Origin of the sequence: Proteiniborus sp. (genome assembly GCF_040308045.1) — a bacterium.
Lineage (GTDB): Bacteria > Bacillota > Clostridia > Tissierellales > Proteiniboraceae > Proteiniborus.
On the sequence record NZ_JAWRHZ010000041.1, the window covers coordinates 108608 to 131141 of the forward strand.

At 33.1% G+C, this 22534-nt stretch carries 19 protein-coding genes and 7 tRNA genes; 22 read left to right on the top strand and 4 right to left on the bottom strand.

Annotation, left to right across the window (positions count from 1 at the left end; translation table 11 throughout):
* Positions 1–6 precede the first annotated feature (6 nt).
* The 4 genes from ABV008_RS08470 to ABV008_RS08485 all read left to right on the top strand — a co-directional run bounded on the left by ABV008_RS08470 (position 7) and on the right by ABV008_RS08485 (position 5872).
* On the top strand, positions 7–1026 hold the full coding sequence (locus ABV008_RS08470; RefSeq protein WP_352419424.1) for an ABC transporter ATP-binding protein: 1020 nt from the start codon (positions 7–9) through the stop codon (positions 1024–1026).
* A 5-nt stretch (positions 1027–1031) separates the two neighbouring features.
* A complete protein-coding gene (locus ABV008_RS08475) occupies positions 1032–1994 on the top strand; it encodes an ABC transporter ATP-binding protein (RefSeq protein ID WP_352419391.1) in 963 nt (320 codons plus the stop codon).
* Between the two features lie 145 nt (positions 1995–2139).
* Positions 2140–3828 (top strand): peptide ABC transporter substrate-binding protein, encoded by a 1689-nt coding sequence (locus ABV008_RS08480; RefSeq protein WP_352419392.1) that lies wholly within the window; start codon positions 2140–2142, stop codon positions 3826–3828.
* Between the two features lie 382 nt (positions 3829–4210).
* Positions 4211–5872 carry a peptide ABC transporter substrate-binding protein gene (locus tag ABV008_RS08485; protein WP_352419393.1) on the top strand — a complete coding sequence of 554 codons (1662 nt, stop codon included), beginning with the start codon at positions 4211–4213 and terminating at the stop codon, positions 5870–5872.
* Between the two features lie 136 nt (positions 5873–6008).
* On the opposite strand, the gene ABV008_RS08490 is transcribed toward ABV008_RS08485, so the two are convergent.
* On the bottom strand, positions 6009–6164 hold the full coding sequence (locus ABV008_RS08490; protein ID WP_352419394.1) for a hydroxymyristoyl-ACP dehydratase: 156 nt from the start codon (positions 6162–6164) through the stop codon (positions 6009–6011).
* 279 nt (positions 6165–6443) lie between these two features.
* Here ABV008_RS08490 and ABV008_RS08495 point away from each other — a divergent pair, with 279 nt between their 5' ends.
* The 15 genes from ABV008_RS08495 to ABV008_RS08565 all read left to right on the top strand — a co-directional run bounded on the left by ABV008_RS08495 (position 6444) and on the right by ABV008_RS08565 (position 15903).
* The gene (locus ABV008_RS08495; RefSeq protein WP_352419395.1) at positions 6444–6920 is read left to right on the top strand and encodes a hypothetical protein; all 477 of its coding nucleotides are present in this window, start codon (positions 6444–6446) and stop codon (positions 6918–6920) included.
* A complete protein-coding gene (locus ABV008_RS08500; protein WP_352419396.1) occupies positions 6920–7903 on the top strand; it encodes an AIR synthase family protein in 984 nt (327 codons plus the stop codon). The genes ABV008_RS08495 and ABV008_RS08500 overlap by 1 nt, the downstream gene beginning before the upstream one ends.
* A gap of 500 nt (positions 7904–8403) precedes the next feature.
* Positions 8404–10458, top strand: a complete 2055-nt coding sequence (locus tag ABV008_RS08505; RefSeq protein WP_352419397.1) for an N-acetylmuramoyl-L-alanine amidase — start codon at positions 8404–8406, stop codon at positions 10456–10458.
* A 302-nt stretch (positions 10459–10760) separates the two neighbouring features.
* Positions 10761–11282, top strand: coding sequence for a DUF2179 domain-containing protein (locus ABV008_RS08510; protein ID WP_352419398.1), 522 nt, complete (start codon positions 10761–10763; stop codon positions 11280–11282).
* Positions 11283–11360: 78 nt separating this feature from the next.
* On the top strand, positions 11361–12377 hold the full coding sequence (locus ABV008_RS08515) for a GerMN domain-containing protein (RefSeq protein ID WP_352419399.1): 1017 nt from the start codon (positions 11361–11363) through the stop codon (positions 12375–12377).
* A gap of 125 nt (positions 12378–12502) precedes the next feature.
* Positions 12503–13276 (top strand): ribonuclease PH, encoded by a 774-nt coding sequence (gene rph / locus ABV008_RS08520; RefSeq protein ID WP_352419400.1) that lies wholly within the window; start codon positions 12503–12505, stop codon positions 13274–13276.
* Complete coding sequence (locus ABV008_RS08525) at positions 13269–13904, top strand: XTP/dITP diphosphatase (RefSeq protein ID WP_352419401.1); 636 nt, start codon at positions 13269–13271, stop codon at positions 13902–13904. The genes rph and ABV008_RS08525 overlap by 8 nt, the downstream gene beginning before the upstream one ends.
* Positions 13882–14358 (top strand): metallophosphoesterase, encoded by a 477-nt coding sequence (locus ABV008_RS08530; protein WP_352419402.1) that lies wholly within the window; start codon positions 13882–13884, stop codon positions 14356–14358. Before ABV008_RS08525 ends, ABV008_RS08530 begins: the two co-directional genes overlap by 23 nt.
* Before the next feature lie 129 nt (positions 14359–14487).
* Positions 14488–14561: transfer RNA gene (locus ABV008_RS08535), tRNA-Gly, on the top strand.
* A 46-nt stretch (positions 14562–14607) separates the two neighbouring features.
* Positions 14608–14684, top strand: a tRNA-Arg gene (locus ABV008_RS08540).
* 11 nt (positions 14685–14695) lie between these two features.
* Positions 14696–14772: transfer RNA gene (locus ABV008_RS08545), tRNA-His, on the top strand.
* A 3-nt stretch (positions 14773–14775) separates the two neighbouring features.
* A tRNA-Lys gene (locus ABV008_RS08550) sits at positions 14776–14851 on the top strand.
* Between the two features lie 10 nt (positions 14852–14861).
* Positions 14862–14945: transfer RNA gene (locus tag ABV008_RS08555), tRNA-Leu, on the top strand.
* Position 14946: 1 nt separating this feature from the next.
* Positions 14947–15021, top strand: a tRNA-Gly gene (locus ABV008_RS08560).
* 333 nt (positions 15022–15354) lie between these two features.
* Positions 15355–15903 carry a TetR/AcrR family transcriptional regulator C-terminal domain-containing protein gene (locus tag ABV008_RS08565; RefSeq protein WP_352419403.1) on the top strand — a complete coding sequence of 183 codons (549 nt, stop codon included), beginning with the start codon at positions 15355–15357 and terminating at the stop codon, positions 15901–15903.
* A gap of 17 nt (positions 15904–15920) precedes the next feature.
* Here the strand turns inward: ABV008_RS08565 and ABV008_RS08570 are convergent, their stop codons facing one another.
* Positions 15921–16967, bottom strand: coding sequence for a radical SAM protein (locus ABV008_RS08570; RefSeq protein ID WP_352419404.1), 1047 nt, complete (start codon positions 16965–16967; stop codon positions 15921–15923).
* A gap of 233 nt (positions 16968–17200) precedes the next feature.
* Between ABV008_RS08570 and ABV008_RS08575 the strand changes: the two genes are divergently transcribed.
* The 3 genes from ABV008_RS08575 to ABV008_RS08585 all read left to right on the top strand — a co-directional run bounded on the left by ABV008_RS08575 (position 17201) and on the right by ABV008_RS08585 (position 19516).
* The gene (locus ABV008_RS08575; protein ID WP_352419405.1) at positions 17201–18541 is read left to right on the top strand and encodes a radical SAM/SPASM domain-containing protein; all 1341 of its coding nucleotides are present in this window, start codon (positions 17201–17203) and stop codon (positions 18539–18541) included.
* Positions 18542–18662: 121 nt separating this feature from the next.
* Positions 18663–19331, top strand: coding sequence for a TVP38/TMEM64 family protein (locus ABV008_RS08580; RefSeq protein ID WP_352419406.1), 669 nt, complete (start codon positions 18663–18665; stop codon positions 19329–19331).
* A gap of 108 nt (positions 19332–19439) precedes the next feature.
* Positions 19440–19516, top strand: a tRNA-Arg gene (locus ABV008_RS08585).
* A gap of 67 nt (positions 19517–19583) precedes the next feature.
* Here the strand turns inward: ABV008_RS08585 and ABV008_RS08590 are convergent.
* Both ABV008_RS08590 and ABV008_RS08595 read right to left on the bottom strand, forming a co-directional pair.
* Entirely contained in the window at positions 19584–21194 is a 1611-nt protein-coding gene (locus ABV008_RS08590; RefSeq protein ID WP_352419407.1) for an NAD(P)/FAD-dependent oxidoreductase, read from the bottom strand.
* A 32-nt stretch (positions 21195–21226) separates the two neighbouring features.
* On the bottom strand, positions 21227–22465 hold the full coding sequence (locus ABV008_RS08595) for a BaiN/RdsA family NAD(P)/FAD-dependent oxidoreductase (RefSeq protein ID WP_352419408.1): 1239 nt from the start codon (positions 22463–22465) through the stop codon (positions 21227–21229).
* Positions 22466–22534 lie beyond the last annotated feature (69 nt).

Genomic DNA, 22534 nt, shown 5'->3' on the forward strand with positions numbered 1-22534 from the left:
TTGGAAATGAAAGATAATATTTTATTAGATGTTAGAGATTTGACTGTATCCTTTGATACTTATGCTGGAGAAGTTCAAGCAGTTAGGGGAACAACATTTCATGTAAAAAAGGGTGAAACCTTAGCCATAGTAGGAGAATCAGGCTGTGGAAAATCAGTTACTGCACAAACAGTTATGCAGCTTATTCCAATGCCCCCTGGAAGGATAAAAGGTGGGAATATATATTTTGAAGGAAGAGATTTGGCAAAGCTTACAGATAGAGAAATGGAAGCAGTTAGAGGTAAAGAAATAAGTATGATTTTCCAAGATCCTATGACTTCTTTAAACCCAACTATGAGAGTTGGCAAGCAGATAATGGAAGGACTTATAAAGCATCAAAAAATGACCAAAACAGAGGCAAAAGAAAGAGCCATAGAAATGCTAAGATTAGTTGGTATGCCAACTCCTGAAAAACGTGTTGAGCAATACCCACATGAATTCAGTGGGGGTATGAGACAAAGAGCGATGATTGCAATTGCACTTGCATGTAATCCAAAATTATTGATTGCAGACGAACCTACAACTGCATTAGACGTAACTATCCAAGCTCAAATAATGGAGCTGATGCAAGAATTACAAAATAAGCTTAATACATCTATTATACTAATAACTCACGACCTTGGAGTTGTTGCTAAAGTAGCAGATAGAATAGCAGTTATGTATGCAGGTATTATAGTTGAGAGTGGAGCAGCAGAAGAAATATTCCACAATCCTCAACATCCATATACATGGGGCCTTTTGAAATCAGTACCAAGATTAGATATAGGCCAAAAGGAGAGACTTATACCAATTGATGGAACTCCTCCAGATTTATTTGCTCCACCTAAAGGTTGTCCATTTGCTGCTAGATGTGATTATGCTATGAAAGTTTGTAAGGACAATCATCCAGAAAAAAGCAATTTAAATGACACTCACTATGTGCATTGCTGGCTTCAACATGAAAATGCACCTAAAGTTAAAAATCCTGTTACAGAGGGGAGGAGGTAGTCATTATGGATGAGAAAAAAACTTTAATAGAAGTTAGAAATCTAAAAAAACATTTCAATGTCGGAAGAGGATTGAACTTAAAAGCTGTAGATGGAATAAGCTTCAGCATAAAAGAAGGAGAAACATTAGGACTAGTTGGCGAATCAGGCTGTGGAAAATCTACTGCAGGAAGGACTATAGTTGGTCTATATGATATAACAGATGGAGAAATTATCTTTGACGGAATGGATGTTGGCAGACTTAGCAAGACAGAAAAGAAGCAATTTACTAGAGCTGCTCAAATGATATTCCAAGACCCATATGCTTCTCTTAACCCTAGAATGACAGTTACAGATATTATTGGAGAAGGAATTGATATCCATGGACTTCATAAGGGACAGGAAAGGCAAAAAAGAATTTATAATTTACTAGAATTAGTTGGTTTAAGAAGAGAGCATGCTAACAGATATCCACATGAATTTAGTGGTGGACAAAGACAACGTATAGGAATAGCTAGGGCACTTGCAGTTGAACCTAAATTTATAGTTTGTGACGAACCTATTTCTGCTCTTGACGTTTCTATTCAAGCTCAGGTAGTAAATCTACTTGAAGATTTGCAAAATGAATTTGGACTAACTTATTTGTTTATTGCGCATGATTTGAGTATGGTTAAGCATATTTCCGATAGAATAGCAGTTATGTATTTAGGAGCAATAGTGGAGCTTGCAAGTAGTCATGAACTTTACGAGCATCCTCTCCACCCTTATACACAGGCATTGTTATCAGCTGTTCCAATACCAGATCCTGAAGTTGAAAAGAATAGAAAGAGAATAATGCTTGAAGGTGATGTACCAAGCCCTATAAATCCAGCACCAGGGTGCAAGTTCCAAGGTAGATGCAGGCTAGTTCAAGATGTATGTAGAAAAAATGCTCCAGAATTAAAAGAGGTTAGGCCAGGACATTTTGTTGCATGTCACATGGTGAAGTAGTTTTTCAATTCACATAAGAATGAATATTGTATTTCTTAGTTTTAAGGAGATAATCTAGTTTTAAACAAGATTCTCCTTAAAAATTTTGAAAAAACAATTTTCATATAAAAACATTAAACTTTTAACAAAAAGGGAGGAGAAAATTATGAGAAAGAACAAATGGGTAGCATTAGTTTTAGTGCTTATGATGGTGCTAACTCTTGGCTTAGCTGGCTGTGGTAAAACTGAACCAGCTGATCAAGGAACAAAAGATAATAATACTGCAGGGTATGCTTCTCAAGGAGAAGAAAAACTAGCAGCAGAGCAAGTATTGAGAGTAAACTGGGGTTCAGATCCACCAGATGTAGATCCACAAACAACAACAGACCAAGTTTCATTCTGGATTATTAATGCAGTATATGATGGTTTAGTAAGACTGCAACCAGATGGAAGCGTTGAAAAAGGTTCAGGATTAGCAGAAGACTGGACAATTAGTGATGATGAATTAACTTATACATTTAAAATAAGAGATGCTAAATGGTCAGATGGCACACCAGTAACTGCGTATGATTTTGAATATGCATGGTTTAGAGCAATTGACCCAGAAGTAGCATCTGAATATGCATACCAATTCTATCACATTAAAAATGCTGAGGCATTCAACACAGGCGAAATTACAGATAAAAATGAAGTAGGTATCAAGGCAGTAGATGAAAAAACACTACAAGTTGAGCTAGTGAGACCAACTCCATTCTTCCTAAGCTTAACATCATTTATCACTTATATACCTGCACAAAAAGCGGCCGTAGAAGCTTATGGTGAAGAATTTGCTTCAGCACCAGATAAAATGGTTTATAGTGGACCATTCATAATTGATACATGGGATAAAGAACAAAAACTAAACTTAGCTAAGAACCCAAATTATTGGGATGCAGATTCAGTTAAGCTTGAAAGAATTGAAGGAGATATGATTACAGACAACAATACTAGAATCAATCTTTATGATACTGGTGAACTTGACACAACAGCAGTACCTTCAGAATTCATTACTAAATACAAAGATACACCAGAATTTGGTTCAGCAGCAAATGCAACAACTTGGTATTTACAATTCAATACTGAAGATAAATATTTTAGCAACATTAATATAAGAAAAGCTTTTGCTTATGCGTCAGATAGAAAAGCTTATGTTGACAATGTATTAGCAGATGGTTCTTTAGTAGCAGGAGGATTAACACCACCACTACTAGCAGGAAAAGATGGAAAAGACTTTGCTGAAAACCGCGGAGACTTATTATTCCCATATGATAAAGAAAAAGCAAAAGAATATTTTGAAAAGGGATTACAAGAGTTAGGAATAACTAAAGAAGAGTTCGAAAAACATGCATCTATATTGTCAGGCGAAGGAACATGGTGGAGTAGAACAGGCCAAGCATTCCAACAAATGTGGAAAGATACTCTAGGAGTAGAACTTCAAATTGAAGTAGTAACATTTGCTATGCGTCTAGAAAGATATGATAATAAAGACTACACAGTAACTATAGCTGGTTGGGGAGGAGACTATAACGACCCAATGACATTCATGGATATATTCATAACTGATGGTGGAAACAATGATGCATACTATTCAAATGCTGATTATGATGCAGCTATTAAGAAAGCCATGGAAGGGAAAGGCGACGAAAGAATCGATGCTATGTTAGAAGCTGAAAACTATTTAGCTAACGATCTTCCAATATATCCTTTATTCCATCCTGCAAGAGTATATGTTCAAAGAGACTATGTTAAGGGTGTTGCTAGATATGCAGTTGGTTGTGACACTGAGTACAAGTGGGCATATATATTAGAACATTAAGATGTATAAAAAATAGCGATGAATTTCATCGCTATTTTTTTTTATTCATCTTCAGCTATTATATTAAATATAATTTAAATAATAAGTAATTACAACTAAAGTAAATATATTGAAACTTTCTTGGAATTAATAAAATAGTTATTCAGAAACTCATAAGTTATAATGAAAAGTTAATATTACATTAAATTAATTGCTTTATCGTAATTAACGGAAGCAAATATTACATTTTTGTAATATTAACATTACAAGAAGGAAATTTTTTAAATATATTGAATATTTAATAAATATATGAATTCTAAATTGCTAGGAGGTGATTATTTAACATAATAAGGTAAAAAATATTTTGTTATAAATAAAATGCAAATTTAAGGGGGAAAGCATAATGAAAAAGTTTTTAGCTTTGACAATAGTTTTAGTGATGGTTTTATCACTAAGTCTTGTTGGATGCACTAAAAATGGACCAAGTGAAACTAATGCTCCTGGTCCAGAGCCTGGTGAAAAGCTAGCAGCAGAGCAAGTGTTAAAAGTAAACTGGGGTTCAGAACCACCAGATCTAGATCCACAAACAACAACAGACCAAGTATCATTTTGGATTATAAATGCTGTATATGATGGCTTAGTAAGAACTCAACCAGATGGAAGTACTCCAAAAGGTTCAGGATTAGCAGAAGACTGGACAATTAGTGAAGATGAATTAACATATACATTTAAATTAAAGGATGCTAAATGGTCAGATGGTACACCAATAACTGCATATGACTTCGAATATGCATGGTTTAGGGCAATTGACCCAGAAGTAGCAGCAGAATATGCGTACCAATTTTATCACATTAAGAATGCAGAAAAATTTAATTTGGGCGAGATAACAGATAAAAATGAAGTAGGTATCAAGGCAGTAGATGAAAAGACACTACAAGTTGAATTAGTGAGACCAACTCCATTCTTCCTAAGCTTAACATCATTTATCACTTATATACCTGCACAAAAAGCAGCTGTAGAAGCCTTTGGTGAAGAATTTGCTTCAGCACCAGATAAAATGGTTTACAGTGGACCATTTGTGATTGAGCTTTGGGATAAAGAACAAAAATTGAACCTAGCTAAAAACCCAAATTACTGGGATGCAGATTCAGTTAAGCTTGAAAGAATCGAAGGCGATATGATTACTGACAATAACACTAGAATCAACCTTTATGAAACTGGTGGACTTGACGTAACAGGAGTACCATCAGAATTCTTAAGTAAATATCAAGATTCACCAGAGTTTGGTTCAGCAGCAGATGCTACAACTTGGTATCTACAATTTAACATGGAAGATAAATACTTCAGCAACCTAAATATAAGGCAAGCATTTGCTTATGCAGCAGATAGAAAATCATATGTTGACAATGTATTAGCAGATGGTTCTTTAGTAGCAGGTGGATTGACACCACCATTATTAGCAGGAAAAGATGGAAAAGACTTTGCTGATAACCGTGGAGACATACTATTCCCTTATGATGCAGCAAAAGCTAAAGAGCATTTTGAAAAAGGATTAGAGGAACTTGGAATAACTAAAGAAGAGTTCCAAAAACACGCTTCAATTGTAGCAGGTGAAGGAACATGGTGGAGCAGAACAAGCCAAGCTTTCCAACAAATGTGGAAAGATACTCTAGGAGTAGAGCTTCAAATAGAACAAATGTCATTTGCTATGCGTCTTGAAAGATATAACAAGAAAGACTATTCAATAAGTATAGCTGGTTGGAGTGGAGACTACAACGATGCTATGACATTTATGGATTTATTTGTAACAAATGGCGGAAATAATGATGCATATTATTCAAATCCAGATTATGATGCATACATTAAGAAAGCTATGGAAGGTGAAGGAGACGAGAGAATCGATGCTATGCTAGAAGCTGAAAAGCTATTAGCAAGAGATCTTCCAATATACCCATTGTTCCATCCAGCAAGAATATATGTGCAAAGAGATTATGTTAAAGGTATTGAAAGATTTGCAGTTGGTTGCGATACTGAATACAAGTGGGCATATATCTTAGAACACTAAAAGAATAAAAAAACAGCGATGATTTCATCGCTGTTTTTTATTCTGTGAAAAGATTCATCCTTCTGTAATTTCTTATGAATTTTTAAAACACTGAATAGTTTAAGGATATAAGTAGAATAATATTATAGTAACTTTTTTATTTTATACTATTATGTATATTTTTTTGTGATTCATTTTTATCTTTAAAATAAGGGCAGCCAGAAGATATGTTTCCTGATGAAATTATTATTCGATTTAGTGTACATATGCCTTCGTTCTCATAAATACATTTCTCAGAGCAGTTTATACTCATTTTTAAATGCCTCCTTTTTTAAAATTACCTATATGTTAAGAGCCTTAATATATTTTATTTTGCCCAATTATCATAGGTATTATTTTTTATAGATTTAGTTTTATGTAAAAATGTGCTATTCTATAATAATGAGAGAATATTTTAAAAGAAGGTGATAACATAGTATTTTTTCCTGATTACAATGATACAAAGGTTGTCTATCATGTAGCGTGTGTTACTGATCTTAACAACATATTAAAAAAGGGAATTAAATATGATGATAAAACCACTTATTGCACTATGTATTTGGATTTTCACAAATATATCAGTTTGCTTAAACCAAGTAATATACCAGACTGGGTAAAAAGAGAAAAAGCTATATTTGCAAGTTTAAACTACAAGAGTAGCCATTCTTGGCATTCCCATACAGTTATATTGGCATTAAAAATAGACAAAGACAAATGCTGGGTTGCAAATGAAAATCTAGTAAATATGATATATGAACCATTTATATTACAGAATACTAAATCATTTGAAATGGCTCAAAAGTATTTAGACAGAGAAGGAAAGAAAGCTATAAAAGAATATTGGATTACATCGCTAAGCTTTAATGATAATCTAGTAATTAGGCGTGACAAGGGAAAAAGATATGATGCAGAAGTTATGATATTTCACGATATAATGCCTGAAGATATAACTATATTAAGAATAATTTCAGATCACAAAATAATGACAGTAGAGGAATGTTTAGAGTTTTATAAAGGGGGCAATAATTGATGAAAATAGGGAAATTACCTAATGAGGTACTAGAGAAAATTATTTTTTCTAATATTAGTTTTCAAAGGAATGAAGTACTCACCAGAGCAGGAATTGGGAAAGATTGCGCTGTATTAGATTTTGGAGATAATGTATGTGTAGTATCTACTGATCCTATTACAGGAGCAACACAAGATTTAGGAGAATTGGCTGTACACATTTCATGCAACGATGTAGCATCTAATGGAGCAGAGCCTGTAGGACTACTTATGACTATATTAGTTCCTCCTAGCAGCTCAGAAGAGGATATTAAAAAAATTATGGAAGATGCAAATAAAACAGCTTCGGAGTTAAATGTAGAAATAATTGGAGGACACACTGAAATTACAGATGCAGTAAATAGAATAGTAGTTTCAACAACTGTTTTAGGAATTCAACTAAAGAAAAACATGTTAAGACCTGAAAATGCTAAGATAGGAGATAAAATATTAATTACTAAAACTGCTGGAATTGAAGGAACAGCCATTATAGCTAATGAACTTGAGAAAAAGTTACAGGATTTAATTTCTCAAGAGCTTATAGACGAAGGAAAGTTATTAGGTAAAGATATAAGTGTTGTGCTAGAAGGAAAAATATGTGGACTCATAGGAGTTCCATATATGCATGATATTACTGAAGGAGGAGTACTTGGAGCTGTTTGGGAAACTGCTATTGCAACAAAAAAAGGAGTTAAGATAAATATTGAAGCCATACCATTAAAAGAATCTACCAGAAAAATTTGTGAAGCATTAGGTATAAATCCCTATAGACTAATATCTAGTGGTAGTTTAGTAGTAGTTTCACCTGCTGAAAAAGTCCACAAAATTCAAAATGAACTTTTACAAAATGGTGTAAAATCAACAGTAATAGGTGAAATAACAGAAAGAGGTATTTTAGCTGAAATTGATGGAGAATTAAAAGAAATTGATTCACCTGATAGCGATGAATTATATAAAGTGATATGAGTATAAAGAAGCTTAAATAAAATACACACTCACGGTTAGCAGTAGGGCTATACAAATTTATTTGTTCGCTACGCTCACATAAATTTGATGCCCTTTGCATTTGACCTACCATCGATTCACTTCATGAATCGGGTTAGGTCATAATCGGATATGAATAATTCTATAGCTCACTCCAATTAAAAATCCTATAACTTGCAAACTCGCTTCGCTTAAACATGCAAGTTACTTAACGGATTTTTAATTTGCGTTCGCTAAGAATTATAGTCATATCCTGCAAATGTTCGTTTAGTATTTTATTTAAGCTTCTTACTATTGTTAGGTAAAGTATTTTTTCTCTATATTAAAAGATTATTACAAAATCCCAAATCGATTGACATAATATTTCGTGTAATGATATATATATACTATACACAGCTGTGAAAATTGTAGATATATGCGGAATTAGATTTGTGAAAGTATACATAATGACAAAATATTTATGAGGATTTAGGGGGTAAGATATGAAGAAATTAATTGCAGCTTTTTTAGTGTTTGTTATGTTGATGGGAATAGGTGCTAGTACATTAGCTGGCTCGCAAAATTCCATAAAAGTCAGTATTAATGGGAAGAAATTTAGTGTTATGACTGCCAATGTAGTTTTTGACGGAAAACCTATTGAAACTGACATACCTCCAATTGTTATTAACGAGAGAATACTAGTACCAATAAGATCTATCGGAAACCATCTTGGTGCTCAAGTTGATTGGAATCAGCAAAGCAAAGAAGCTATATTAAAAACGTCAAATCAGGAAGTCATTTTGAAGCTAAACAGTCCTATAGTGACAGTAAACGGTGAGAAAAAGGAAATACCGTACGGAGTACCAGCAATATCAGTAAACGATTCAAGAATTATGGTTCCGTTAAGGTTTGTGTCAGAGGTTTTAGGATGTAGAGTCGATTGGGATCAAGAAACACAAACAGGTATTATAACTAATCCTGTAAATGAAATAACAGACATTTCCGTAGAAAATTCTTTAGGAGATAAACCAAAGATTGTTCTAAATACTACTGGAAAAATAGAGTATAGCGAAGACTTTCTTATAGAGCCAGATAGATTGATTATAGATGTCCATGACAGTAAATTGAATATTAGCGATAAGTCTATTGTAGGTTCTAATGGAACTGTTAACATAAAAGTAGACAAGTTTCCAGTAAAAAGTGTAAGAATGGCTCAGTTTTCTAATAATCCGTTAACAGTTAGGGTAGTAATAGATTTAGATAGACAAATCGGATATAGCATAAATTCTTCAGATGACCATAAGCAAGCTACTATTTCTTTTCTAAACAATGTACAAGATATTAGTCTAAAAGAAGTAAGAGGAAGAGAAGCTATAGTTATAAAAAACTCAGATGAATTTAAATATAACATGTTTACACTCTCTAATCCCAATAGAGTAGTTATTGATATTTTAGATTCAAAATTGTGGACAAATAGTTTAGAATTAGATGTAAATACTAAATTCATTAAAAGAGTACGTTCATCACAGTTTAATCCTGATGGCACATATAATAACCATGATAACATAGTAAGAGTAGTCCTCGATATTTGTGGAGATAAAGAAATTCCTAACATTATGATGGAGACAAAGAAAAACACAATAAATATCTTTGTAGACGAGGGAGATTTTAGTAATATTTCTTATTCAAACGAATATGAAAATGGCGGTTTAATCAAAGTATTTGCAGAGGAAGAAACGAAGTATTCTATTAACTATAATGAAAGTAGTAGGCGAATGGAAATAAAAATAGATAAAGATGATGTAGAATTAGAAAAAGGTATAATGACAGTAGATGACGATAATATTTCAAATATTACTGTAGATGAAGATGAAAACTATAAAATAATTTCATTTAAATTTAATAAGAATATAGAATATGAAGTACTTTCAGACTTAGTAGATGACACAATCAAGATATCCTTTAATAAATTAGAAGAAAATAATGGATCTAAGCTTATTGTAATTGATGCAGGACATGGAGGAAAAGACCCAGGAACTATTGCACCTAACTCTAAGATTAAAGAGAAAGATTTAAATTTGAAAGTTGCACTTAAACTTGATAAAAAGCTTAGAGAGCTTGGATTTAGAACAATATTAACTAGAGATAAGGATGAGTTTATAGAACTTTATGAAAGAGCAGGCATTGCAAATAGAAACGAAGCAGATGCATTTATTAGTGTTCACTTTAACTCACATAATAAGAAGGATGTAGCAGGAATACAAACTCTATACTGTCCTGCATTTGACAGTCAAGTAAAGGGAGGAGACAATCATCCATTTGCAAAGGCTATACATGATGCATTGTTATCAGGACTTAATAGGAATGATAAGGGAATAATAAAAAGGTCAGATTTAGTTGTAGTAAGAGAAACAAAAATGGTAGCAGCACTTGCAGAGCTTGGGTTCGTAACTAATCCAGAAGAAGAAAAATTAATCATTACAGATGCTTATCATGAAAAAGCAGCACAAGCAATTGCGAATGGAATAGTGAATTATTTTAATAGCTTGGAAAAATGATAATAATTGAGAATTGAGAATGGAGAATTAATTAAGGATTAAGGTTTAAAAATTAAGAATTCAGGAAAAATCCTTTACCACGTTTATTATGATAGAGAAGGTGTCATTCTGAGCGATAGCGAAGAATCTCATATGGATAACGATAGTGTAGCAGCAGTTTTACTATTATCACCCTAACAGTAGAGGAGGGTCTTAGGTTTGAGATTCTTCTCTAATATATAGGGTGACTTTTTTATTAGATATTGATAATTATTATAAATAGGGTATTATATATAAAAGAGTACAAAGTTAGGAGGAAGTATATGGAGGCTGTTTTAGGATATCTATTTATTTTTGGAGCTAGAATTTTAGACGTTTCTATGTCTACTATTAGAATGCTTATGGTAGTACAAGGAAGAAAAAAGTATGCTGCAATAATAGGTTTTTTCGAAGTTACTATCTATATTGTAGCCTTAGGTAAGGTCGTAAATGGGTTGAGTAATCCAGGTAATTTATTAGCCTACGCATTAGGATTTGCTAGTGGAAATTATATAGGATGCTATATTGAAGAAAAGATTGCATTAGGTAATTTAACTGCTCAAGTAATATTAAATGAGAGTGATGATAGTATCATTCAGGAATTAAGAAATAACGGCTTTGGAGTTACAGTATTAGTAGGGCAAGGGAAAGAAGGACCTAAAAACATGTTAAACATTACATTGAAAAGAAAAGATTTAGATAAGCTTCATAATTTATTAACTGGTCTTGATAAAGAAGCATTTATCACAGTAAGTTCAACGAAGCTTATTAGAGGTGGATATTTTTCTACAATTAAAAGGAAGTAGAAATAAACAAAATATTCATAGTATCTCCTTAGGGCTAATATACTTTATTAAGTAGTTTTAGCAAAGGGAGGGTAATGGATGTATATCAAAAAGTTGTTGATACTTACCATAGTTCTAGTTTTAGCACTTGGTCTATTTGGGTGTAAAGCAATAGACACAATGAAAGATTTAATAACTAAAGAAGAACCAGAAATAGAAATAATCAGAAGCGATGAAGATGCAAACATTATGGATGACTCAAATTTAAGAAATACAGTTCTTTATTATCAGAACGAAAATGGATACCTAGTACCTGTAAAAAGAAGAATTCCTTGGGAGGAAGGCATAGCAAAAGCTGCACTTACAAATATTATGGATAGTCCGACTATAAGGGAAGATATTAGTAGTATCGGATTAAAACCATTAATTCCTGCAGGAACAGAAATAATAGGAATGTCAATTGATCAAGATACAGGTTTATGCAAGGTTGACTTTAATAGTCAAATCATGAACACTCAGTCAAAAAAAGATGAAGAAAACATGGTAAAAGGAGTTGTCTATACTTTAACTGAGTTTTCAAATATTAATGAAGTGCAGTTTATGGTCGATGGGAAAATTGTATCAGAATTAAAATACGGAACAAAAGTACAAAAGCCTTTGGCTAGGGCTGATATAAATGTGGTAGAAGACATAAGTGATGGGGTTTCAAAAGTAACAGTTTATTATAAAGGAACAAGTAATGGAGAATATGAATACTATGTTCCTGTAACCGTACCTACATCTGCTACTAGTGCAAATGTTTTGACATCTCTTGAAGTCTTGTTTGAGGGAGCACCTGAATTATCAGGTCTGTATACAGACATTCCAGATGGAGTAGAGTTCCAAGGTGTAGAAGTATATAATGGAGTAGCTTATGTAGATATACTTTCATATGACTTCGATATATTATCAGATCAGACAGTATTTAATAAAATGACTAAAAATATAGGCTTAACTCTAAAAGAGTTTCCAGAAATAGAATATGTAGAGATATTATTTGATGGTAAGACAATAGAAGAAGCAGGTTTAGAACTAGAGGCACAAGAGACTGTGCCAACATTTGCAAATGAATATTAAAAGACTACCACCTAGGTGGTAGTTTTTTAATTTATAAACTTATAGAAAAAAAACAAAATCTTTGTTATTATAATGAATAGTGGGAGACAATATTATTTGTAAAAACAATTGAAAGGTGAGTACATATGAGTAGAATAGATGGAAGAAACTATGATGAATTAAGAAAAGCTAGAATTACTAGAAACTATTTAAAACATCCGCAAGGCTCAGTTCTCATTGAAATGGGAGAAACTAAGGTTATTTGCACAGCAATGATAGATGATAGAGTTCCACCATTTATAAAAGGTACTGGTACAGGCTGGATAACTGCTGAATATTCTATGCTTCCTGGCTCAACTGTAACTAGGAAAGTTAGGGAATCTAGCAGAGGTAAGGTGGAAGGCAGAAGTCAAGAGATTCAAAGACTAATAGGTAGAGCACTTAGGTCTGTTGTTGCACTAGAGAATATTGGAGAAAGGACAATTTGGATTGACTGTGATGTAATTCAAGCTGACGGAGGTACTAGAACAGCTTCTATAACAGGTGCTTTTGTAGCACTAGCAGATGCTTTAAATAAATTATATAAAGAAGGAGTTTTGTCTTACATTCCATTAAGAGGTTTTTTATCAGCTGTAAGTGTTGGAGTTGTCAATGAGAAGGCCATGTTAGATTTATGCTATACAGAGGATTCAAGTGCAAAGGTAGATATGAACGTTGTTATGACTGGTAATGGAGAGTTTGTTGAGCTACAAGGTACAGGAGAAAAATCGCCGTTTTCACTTGAAAATTTGAATGAACTAATAGCATTGGCAAAGAAAGGGAATGAAGAACTTATAAAACTTCAGAAAATATCTCTAGGTGAAATAAGTAACTTAATTGGGTCACAAAGACCAGAAAAAGGAGAAACAGAAAATGAGTAAAAAGACTCTCATTGTATCAACTGACAACAATCATAAAATAATGGAAATAAAAGATATTATGAAAGACATGCCTTTTATCATATTATCGAAAACTGAGGCAGGATTTGGAGATATAGAGGTAATAGAGGATGGAAATACTTTAGAGGAAAATGCAACAAAAAAAGCAGTAGAAATAGCAAGAAGAACAAAGGCTATAGTCATTGCAGATGATACTGGACTTTTTGTTGATAAACTTAATGGAGAGCCAGGTGTTTATTCATCTAGATATAGTGGAGAAAATGCAACCTATAGCGATAATAACAAAAAGCTGTTAAAAGAGCTCGAAGGTGTTTCTTTAGAGAAAAGAACTGCAAAGTTTAAAACTGTAATTTCAATAGTCTTAGAGGATAAAAGCATTAAGCTAGTATCAGGAGAATGTAGTGGGAAAATAGGCTTTGAATCAAAAGGTGACAATGGCTTTGGTTATGATCCTTTATTTTTAGTTGATGGATATGAGAAGACTTTTGCGGAGCTAGGAGAAGAAATAAAAAATTCTATTAGTCATAGAGCTAGGGCATTAAGAAACTTGAAAAAAGAGCTTAAAAATATTATTGAGGACGAGGAAAATGAAAATAGCAGTAATAAGTGATACACATGGATATGTAGAACACTGCATAGATGCATTGGTTAAAATTGATGATATTGATTTAATTATACATCTAGGGGATTATTCAAAGGATGTAAAAGCTATCAGAAAAGCTATTGATACTACAATCATTAATGTAAAAGGTAATTGCGACGCCTATGATTTTGAAACTCCAGACGATGAAATTATTGAATTAAAAGGCAAGAAGATATTCTTAACACATGGAGACTTATATAGAGTAAAATATGGGCTAAATGATATATATTATAAGGCTAAAGAAATAAATGCGGATGTAGCATTATTTGGGCATAGCCATACATCAACTTTAATAGAGTATGAAGGAATTCTTTTCTTGAATCCTGGAAGCCCATCTTTACCTAGAGCAGGTACTTCTAAGAGTATAGGATTATTATATATAGATGATAATAATGTCAGAGGAGAGATAATAAATTTTTAGTGACAGGGCGTTAGTTTTTATTAAAGGGAAATATATTCCTATAAGAAAGTATAGAAAAAGTATTGACGAACGTGTTCTGTGGTGATATAATTTATTATTGTCAGTTGAAAATTTATTTGTGTTCGCAATGCGGGTGTTGCTTAGTGGTAGAGCACCGGCTTCCCAAGCCGGTTGTGAGGGTTCGATTCCCTTCACCCGCTCCACAGCTTCACAACTTTAATATCTGTTCTATGACAATGATTACTTTTTGTACCCATAGCTCAGTAGGATAGAGCAACGGCCTTCTAAGCCGTGTGTCCGGGGTTCGAATCCCTGTGGGTACGCCATTAAAATTATGGTGGATATAGCTCAGCTGGTTAGAGCGCCAGATTGTGGCTCTGGAGGCCGTGGGTTCGAATCCCACTATTCACCCCATAAGACCCATTAGCTCAGTCGGCAGAGCACCTGACTTTTAATCAGGGTGTCCCGCGTTCGAGTCGCGGATGGGTCACCATTAAACAAATGCGGGAGTGGCGGAACTGGCAGACGCGCTAGACTTAGGATCTAGTGTCATTGACGTGGGGGTTCAAGTCCTCTCTCCCGCACCATGCGGAAGTGGCTCAGTGGTAGAGCATCGCCTTGCCAAGGCGAGGGTCGCGAGTTCGAATCTCGTCTTCCGCTCCAATAAAAAAGCTAGCATAAATGCTAGCTTTTTTCTATATAATTTTAGTAATGTTGAATAAATAATAGACATACTTTAAATGTCGAAAAGTCAACTATGATGTCTAAATCATAAATATAATGTTAATTTTTATGATTCAAATTGACAAAGTATTACATAAAATATAACATACTATGTAAAGAATATAATATTTCAAATAAAGCACTATTAATATAAAAATATTTAGATAATGAATTGTATTCAAAAACTACTAAAGAAGTCTAATTAAATGAGTAGAAGTAACTTGAATAGTAAGATGCAAGTAAGAGTAATCGCCTCGAAAGGTGGTAGAAAACGTGTCTGATTCATCAATTACAAAACATGCCTTAGCAAACTCTATGAAGGAGCTAATGTTAGAGCGTCCTTTATCAAAAATCAATATTGGAGATATTGTGGAACGTTGTAATTTGAGCAGAAAAAGTTTCTATTACCATTTTAAGGATAAATATGATCTGGTAAACTGGATATACTATACGGAATTTGTATCTAATTTTCAAAGGGGCTCTGATATATTTGGATGGGGGTTACTTGAGAATATTTGTGACTTTTTTTATGAAAATAAGGTTTTCTATTGCAACGCTTTACAGGTAAGAGGACAAAATTCCTTTTATGATTATTTCGGTGAGATTTTATCGCCAATTATTGAGATACACTTTAAGAATATATTTGAAAATGCCGAATATAGAGGTTTCTATGTCACATTTTTTACAGATGCTATTAGAACATCAATTACTAGGTGGCTATTGGAAGGTGCAGAAATACTTCCAAAAGAATATGTAGAGTTAATGAAGTCAGCTGTTACAGGAGTTGCAGTTCAAATTGTGAAAGATATGAATGAGCCATAGTAAAGGTGAACTATCTGTTACAGATAGTTCACCTTTGGCATAATCTGAGATAAAATTTCTGTAAGTTGTGCATCTCGTGTTTTAAAACCAGTAGTTATGTTTTCTTTTGTTGATAAGACTGTTCCATCATAAAGTATTTTAAAGAAGCAAGATTCGGTGGAAATATTACGGTCAACATGAGCTATATCCTCATAAAAGTCTATTAGAAAAATGGGATACTTCTGATTTGTCTTTGCATTTTTGATATATGATGATATTGCCTTCTCGGTTTCTAGGCTGCAATCTGCTGATTTTATTAGAAAAGCAAATGTACAATGTAACTCCATTATCTGTTTTATCCAATTTTCATTTAAGATAATACCAGCATTATTATCATCATATTTTAAATGAACACCAAAGAGGCATTTGTTTTCTAGCAAAATCTTGATTGCCTGACTAAATTCTGATGATATATTGAAGTTGTCAATGCAAATAGAAACAATAGTATTTCCATACTCTCTTAACTTATGAGCATGCTCTTCTGTTAATGAATTTGAATAAGTATAAACTATAAAAGCACATTCAGGATTTTTTCTGAAGACTTCTAACAATTCATCTATATAATCGGCATCGCAGTTTATGAAAAACATGTAACTATATATTCCAATTTTTTTTCCTTGTTGAATAATTTCTGCTATTTCAAGTAAAGTTAATGGGTCTTCAACTTTATTTTGAAAATCAAATACAATGGTCCATGGTATATTATATCCATTGTCTTTTTCATATTCCCTAATTTGTCTTGCGCCATCTGTCCAACTGTTTAACCCAATATTAATTCCAAAATTTTTTATTATATTATGATCCACATTACAAGTAATTCCAGAAATAAGCTCGTAGTATGGGCTATTTTCATTTGCTAGCATTTTTTGAGCAATTCTAAAAAAGTCTTTTTGAAAACGTCCTTTTGCGAAGTAATCTCCTAAATCTGTTAGATTACGAACTGTACGCTTTAAATCTGTTTTAACTCCGTATAATCCTTTATCAACTGCAGATTCTATCATAACTCGTAGTATTTGCTGATGCATTTAGAAGTCACTCCATTCTCTTTTTTAATCTACTATATTCTAACTATAAACTTTTAAATTATTATTGTAAAGGAACAAAAATATTAAATGTGCAAAAAAGTAACAATATTTAAATTTGTGTAAAATTAGGACATTTTAGATTTTTGACCAATGAAATCCTCAAGAAAAGATTTTATAATAGTGTTTAATAGCATAAGTTTTATTTAAGTTTTGAAAAGGGGGAGAAAATTAACATGAGTGAAAAGACGATTATGGAGAATTTGCAGTCATTTGGACTAAAAAAGGTGATTAACTATCTAGACAGCGATCCTGATGAAAATATCCCTAAAATACTGGACTGGGTAGAAAAATTTGACAAAGAAGGTACAGTAAAAGGACAGCTTAAAGCTTTTCGAAATGTAATAGACAACCCAGAAGGAAACTGGTACAAACTTATCAAAAGCCTATGGACAGATGTGGACGATGGAGTAAGAAAAACTATTTTTGAAAACTTCATCATAAATGCTACTATTGTTGGTGGACAAAGGCAAGAAAGAACAAGAAAAGAAAATAAATGCAATGTTCCTTGGGCTATTTTGATGGATCCAACTTCAGCTTGTAATCTACATTGTACTGGATGCTGGGCAGCTGAGTATGGTAATCGTTTAAACATGGATTTAGATACTCTAGATAATATCATTAAACAAGGCAAGGAAATGGGTGTCTATATGTATATTTATTCTGGAGGTGAGCCATTAGTACGTAAAGCAGACATCATCCGTTTATGTGAAAAACACAATGATTGCGCGTTTCTTTCTTTCACTAATGGAACATTGATTGATGAAGCTTTTGCAGATGAAATGCTTCGTGTGAAAAACTTTGTTCCAGCCATTAGTGTTGAAGGCTTTGAAGAGGAAACAGATTTTCGCCGAGGAGAAGGTACTTACAAAGCAGTATTAAAAGCAATGGATATACTTAGAACAAAAAAATTGCCTTTTGGTATCTCCTGTTGCTATACAAGCAAAAACACAGACATTATTGGTAGCGAAGAATACTTTGATAGCATGATAGAAAAAGGCGCGAAGTTTGCATGGTTCTTTACTTACATGCCAGTTGGTAAGGATGCTGTACCAGAACTAATGGCAACAGCTCAGCAGAGAGAGTTTATGTATCATCAGATAAGAAAATTCCGAAATACAAAACCTTTATTTACTATGGACTTCTGGAATGATGGTGAATATGTAAATGGTTGCATTGCTGGTGGACGAAATTATTTGCACATCAATGCTAATGGCGATATTGAACCATGTGCTTTTATCCATTACTCAGATTCAAATATTCGAGATAAGACACTATTAGAGGCATTTAAATCACCACTATTCATGCAATATCATGATAATCAGCCATTTAACTGTAATCACTTACGTCCTTGCCCATTACTAGACAATCCTGGTAGATTAACTGAGATGGTTGAGAAATCTGGAGCTAAATCTACTGATATGCAGAATCCAGAGGATGTACATGACTTAAGCAGTAAATGCAAAGATGCCGCAAGAAACTGGGCGCCTGTTGCAGATAAATTATGGCAAAGATAGATTATTGGAACATGGATTATTAAAACACTCTATTGAATATATTACCAGTAGGGTGTTTTTTTCTGATATTATCATAAAATATTAATAATTAATTAAATTTAACATAATTGAGGTGATGAATTTGAAACAGCTTAATTCAAATACTCAGAAAGCTTTTAGAATATTACCTTTTATTTTTATTGCAGGTGGAGTAATATTGTATCTGATGCATGGGAAAAATATTAGTTCAGAGCAAATATTTAATCTTGCACCACAAAATTATTTTGCTGCAATTATTTATTTACTTGTGATGTATGGTCTTAAATCACTTTCTATTATATTTCCTTTAATAGTGCTCTACATCAGTACTGGTATGATATTACCTTCACATTTAGCTATTATTGTAAATATTGTTGGAATTGTTATTTCTCTATCTATTCCTTATGTAGTAGGGCATTTTTCTAATAGCAAATTAACGAATCAACTTGTTGAGAAATATCCTAAACTAAAACAAGTCAACTCTTTAAGACAGAATAGTGAATGGTTTTTCGTCTTCATAATAAGAATAATTGGTATTTTACCGATGGATATTGTTAGTATGTTTATGGGTTCTATTGGCATATCATACAGGCATTATTTGTCTGCTTCCATTTTAGCTATGTTACCTAATTTGCTAGCTGTAACATTTATTGGAGCAACCATAACCAATCCTAGGTCTCCTGAATTTATTTTATCATGTATTGCTAAATTCACTATTACTGCTATTTCTATTTTAGTTTATAGAAAAACAGTAAACAAGCAAAATAAATAGATTAGATTATTTGGTATAAAGGAAACATTTTATGGGATTATAAGTTTGACGATGTTGCTTTTTTTTGCTATAATCATTTTGTTTGATGAATTTATTATATTATCATATGCGCCATTAGCTCAGCTGGATAGAGTAGCTGACTTCGAATCAGTTGGCCGGGGGTTCGAATCCCTCATGGCGCACCAGAAAAATAGACACTTGCAAAAAAATAACTGTGAGTGTTTTTCTTTTACTCACAGTCTGTTTTTTGTCTTAAAAAGGAGCATACTTTGACATGATTTTTTCTGCAGTCTTAAGGCCATCTACTGCTGAAGACATTATTCCACCTGCATACCCTGCTCCTTCTCCCATTGGATATAAACCATATATATTTGATAAATAGTTTTCATCCCTATTAATTCTAATTGGTGAAGAACTTCTTGTTTCGACACCTGTTAGTATACCATCTGGCATTGCAAATCCCTTAATTATTGTATCAAAGTGAAGAATTGCTTCCCTTATAGTTTCAACTACATAATCTGGCAAACAATTTTTTAGTTCTGTAGAAGTTACATTTGGCTTATAAGTAGGACTAACATTTCCTAGCTGTGTACTAGGTTTGTCAGAAAGAAAATCGCCTATAAGTTGAGCAGGTGCATGATAGTTCCTTCCGGCTATTTCATAGGCAAGCTTCTCCCATTTTCGTTGAAATTCAATACCAGCGAGAGGATGTGAACTACCAAAGTCATCAGGAGTAACGCCTACTAATAAAGCTGAGTTTGCATTTTCTCCATCTCTATTGTGTTTACTCATACCGTTTACGGCAACTTTTTCTTCTTCTGATGCTGCAGCTATTACATAACCACCTGGACACATACAAAATGTGTAAGCAGATCTTCCATTCTCAGAATGATAAACTAGCTTATAATCAGCTGCTCCTAAGCTAGGGTGTCCAGCAAAATTACCATATTGGGCTTTATCTATAAATGCTTGAGGGTGTTCAATCCTTACCCCTATGGAAAAAGGTTTTTGACTTATCGTTACACCTCTTTGATGCAGCACCTGAAAAGTATCCCTAGCACTATGACCTATTCCAAGTAATACTGCTTGGCAATCAAGTGTTTCAGAATCATTTATGATTACACCTTGAATTTTATTATCCTTAATAATAAAATCAGTTACTTTAGCTCTAAACCTTACTGTTCCACCATTATGAATAATTTCTTCTCGAATTTTTTTAATCACGGATTTCAGTAAGTCAGTACCTATATGAGGCTTATTTGAGTATAATATTTCTTCTGGTGCACCAGCTTTAATAAATTCCTCTAATATTGTCCTACACCTTTTATCATTTATTAGGGTTGTTAATTTACCATCTGAAAATGAACCTGCTCCACCTTCACCAAACTGTACATTGCTTTCAGTGTCAAGAACGCCATTCTTCCAAAAGTTATTTACCTTAAGAGTTCTTGTATCGACATCCTCTCCTCTTTCAAGGATTATGGGGTTATAACCCATTCTTGATAGAAATAATCCAGCAATAAGACCTGTAGGCCCCATCCCTATGATAACAGGAGGATGTGACATTTTTTCAGCACTTAGGGGAACACCTTCATAGGACATATCTGGAGTTTCTGTTACTCCTTTTTTACTATATTTTTTTAATATTTTTTGTTCATTATTCAAATTGACGTCAATGGTATAGATGAAATAAATCACATCTTTTTTTCTGGCATCAACAGATTTCTTGAATATTTTATAACCTATAAGTTCTTTTTCTGTGATATTGAGTTTTGAAATTATTTCTTTTCGCAAAGCTTCTGTTTCTTCTTGATGAGTTTTAGCTTTGTTTATATTAATTTTTATATTTGTAAGCCTAAGCATCTATTCTCCTCCTGTTTCTGTATGGGACTATATTAAATAGCAGCATTGCGTCCTGCAATAAATCCTGATGACCAAGCCCACTGAAGATTAAATCCACCACATTGTCCATCTATATCTATTATTTCACCTGCAAAATACAAGCCTTTTACAATTTTAGATTCCATAGTGTTCTGGTCAATCTCCTTTGTGTCAACACCGCCTGCTGTAACTTGTGCACTAGGCCAACTCTTAGTTCCCTTTATTTTAAATCTCCAATCTGTCAGTATATTGAGGATTTTTTCAAGCTCTTTTTTAGTAAGGTTAGCAACAGGGCACTTTAAATCATGAATTTCTGCCTCTTTCAGTAAAACAGGGATAAGTCTTTTATTTACAAGACCAACCATGCTGAATTCTACTGTCTTCATTGGATTATTTTCAAAACGTGATACTAGAAGTTTTTTTAACTCTTCTTTTGACATTGTATCCATAATAGTTATTTTTAATATAGGTTCTTTATTATCGTGTAGAAGTTCTCCAGCTTTCCTGCTGATTTGAAAAATAGGAGGACCTGAAACACCATAATTTCCAAAAAGAATGTCTCCCCTATCTTTTGCCAATGATTTATCCTTATATAAAACTTCAGCAGTTCCTACAAACTTTACTCCTTCGATTTGCTTGAAAAATGTTCCATCAAGCTTTAACTGAACAAGGCCAGGAAATATGTCTATAATGGTGTGTCCTAATTTTTTTACCAAATCAAATCCATTTCCATCTGAACCAGTAGAAGGCATAGCTTTACCACCAGTAGCAATGATTACCTTATCCCCTTGAAATGTTGAACCATCTTCTAATATAATATTAAATTTACCTTTATTGCTTTTAATATTTTTGACATAAGCATTGCAAATAACATTAACGCCTATTTCATTTAGTTCATATAAAAATACATCTAAAAAACTTGAGGCCTGATCGGACATAGGAAAGACTTTACCAAACTCCTCAATTTTTGGAGCTATTCCAATTTTACTAAAAAAATTAATTGTTTCATTTACATTAAAATTAGATAGTGCGCTGTATGCAAACTTAGGATTACTTCCGTGATAATATGATATATCTGCATTTACGTTGGTGAAATTACATCGCCCATTCCCAGTAGCTAATATCTTTTTTCCGATTCGAGGGTTTCTCTCTAGTATTGTTACATCAGCTCCTTGTTTCCTTGCAGAAATAGCTGCCAATATACCAGAGGCTCCACCTCCTACAATAATTACATGTTTTTTTACCTTAGCCATATCATTCTACCTTTCTCATAAAATCATTTTCCAGTAAAGTTCTTAAGTTATTATATATCATTTGCATTA

Coding starts and splice junctions, on each gene's coding strand:
- ABV008_RS08485 (WP_352419393.1), top strand. CDS start 4,211: ATGAAAAAGTTTTTAGCTTTGACAATAGTTTTAGTGATGGTTTTATCA.
- ABV008_RS08575 (WP_352419405.1), top strand. CDS start 17,201: ATGAGTGAAAAGACGATTATGGAGAATTTGCAGTCATTTGGACTAAAA.
- ABV008_RS08530 (WP_352419402.1), top strand. CDS start 13,882: ATGAAAATAGCAGTAATAAGTGATACACATGGATATGTAGAACACTGC.
- ABV008_RS08515 (WP_352419399.1), top strand. CDS start 11,361: ATGTATATCAAAAAGTTGTTGATACTTACCATAGTTCTAGTTTTAGCA.
- ABV008_RS08590 (WP_352419407.1), bottom strand. CDS start 21,194: ATGCTTAGGCTTACAAATATAAAAATTAATATAAACAAAGCTAAAACT.
- ABV008_RS08480 (WP_352419392.1), top strand. CDS start 2,140: ATGAGAAAGAACAAATGGGTAGCATTAGTTTTAGTGCTTATGATGGTG.
- ABV008_RS08510 (WP_352419398.1), top strand. CDS start 10,761: ATGGAGGCTGTTTTAGGATATCTATTTATTTTTGGAGCTAGAATTTTA.
- ABV008_RS08570 (WP_352419404.1), bottom strand. CDS start 16,967: ATGCATCAGCAAATACTACGAGTTATGATAGAATCTGCAGTTGATAAA.
- ABV008_RS08500 (WP_352419396.1), top strand. CDS start 6,920: ATGAAAATAGGGAAATTACCTAATGAGGTACTAGAGAAAATTATTTTT.
- ABV008_RS08495 (WP_352419395.1), top strand. CDS start 6,444: ATGTATTTGGATTTTCACAAATATATCAGTTTGCTTAAACCAAGTAAT.
- rph (WP_352419400.1), top strand. CDS start 12,503: ATGAGTAGAATAGATGGAAGAAACTATGATGAATTAAGAAAAGCTAGA.
- ABV008_RS08470 (WP_352419424.1), top strand. CDS start 7: ATGAAAGATAATATTTTATTAGATGTTAGAGATTTGACTGTATCCTTT.
- ABV008_RS08475 (WP_352419391.1), top strand. CDS start 1,032: ATGGATGAGAAAAAAACTTTAATAGAAGTTAGAAATCTAAAAAAACAT.
- ABV008_RS08490 (WP_352419394.1), bottom strand. CDS start 6,164: ATGAGTATAAACTGCTCTGAGAAATGTATTTATGAGAACGAAGGCATA.
- ABV008_RS08505 (WP_352419397.1), top strand. CDS start 8,404: ATGAAGAAATTAATTGCAGCTTTTTTAGTGTTTGTTATGTTGATGGGA.
- ABV008_RS08525 (WP_352419401.1), top strand. CDS start 13,269: ATGAGTAAAAAGACTCTCATTGTATCAACTGACAACAATCATAAAATA.
- ABV008_RS08595 (WP_352419408.1), bottom strand. CDS start 22,465: ATGGCTAAGGTAAAAAAACATGTAATTATTGTAGGAGGTGGAGCCTCT.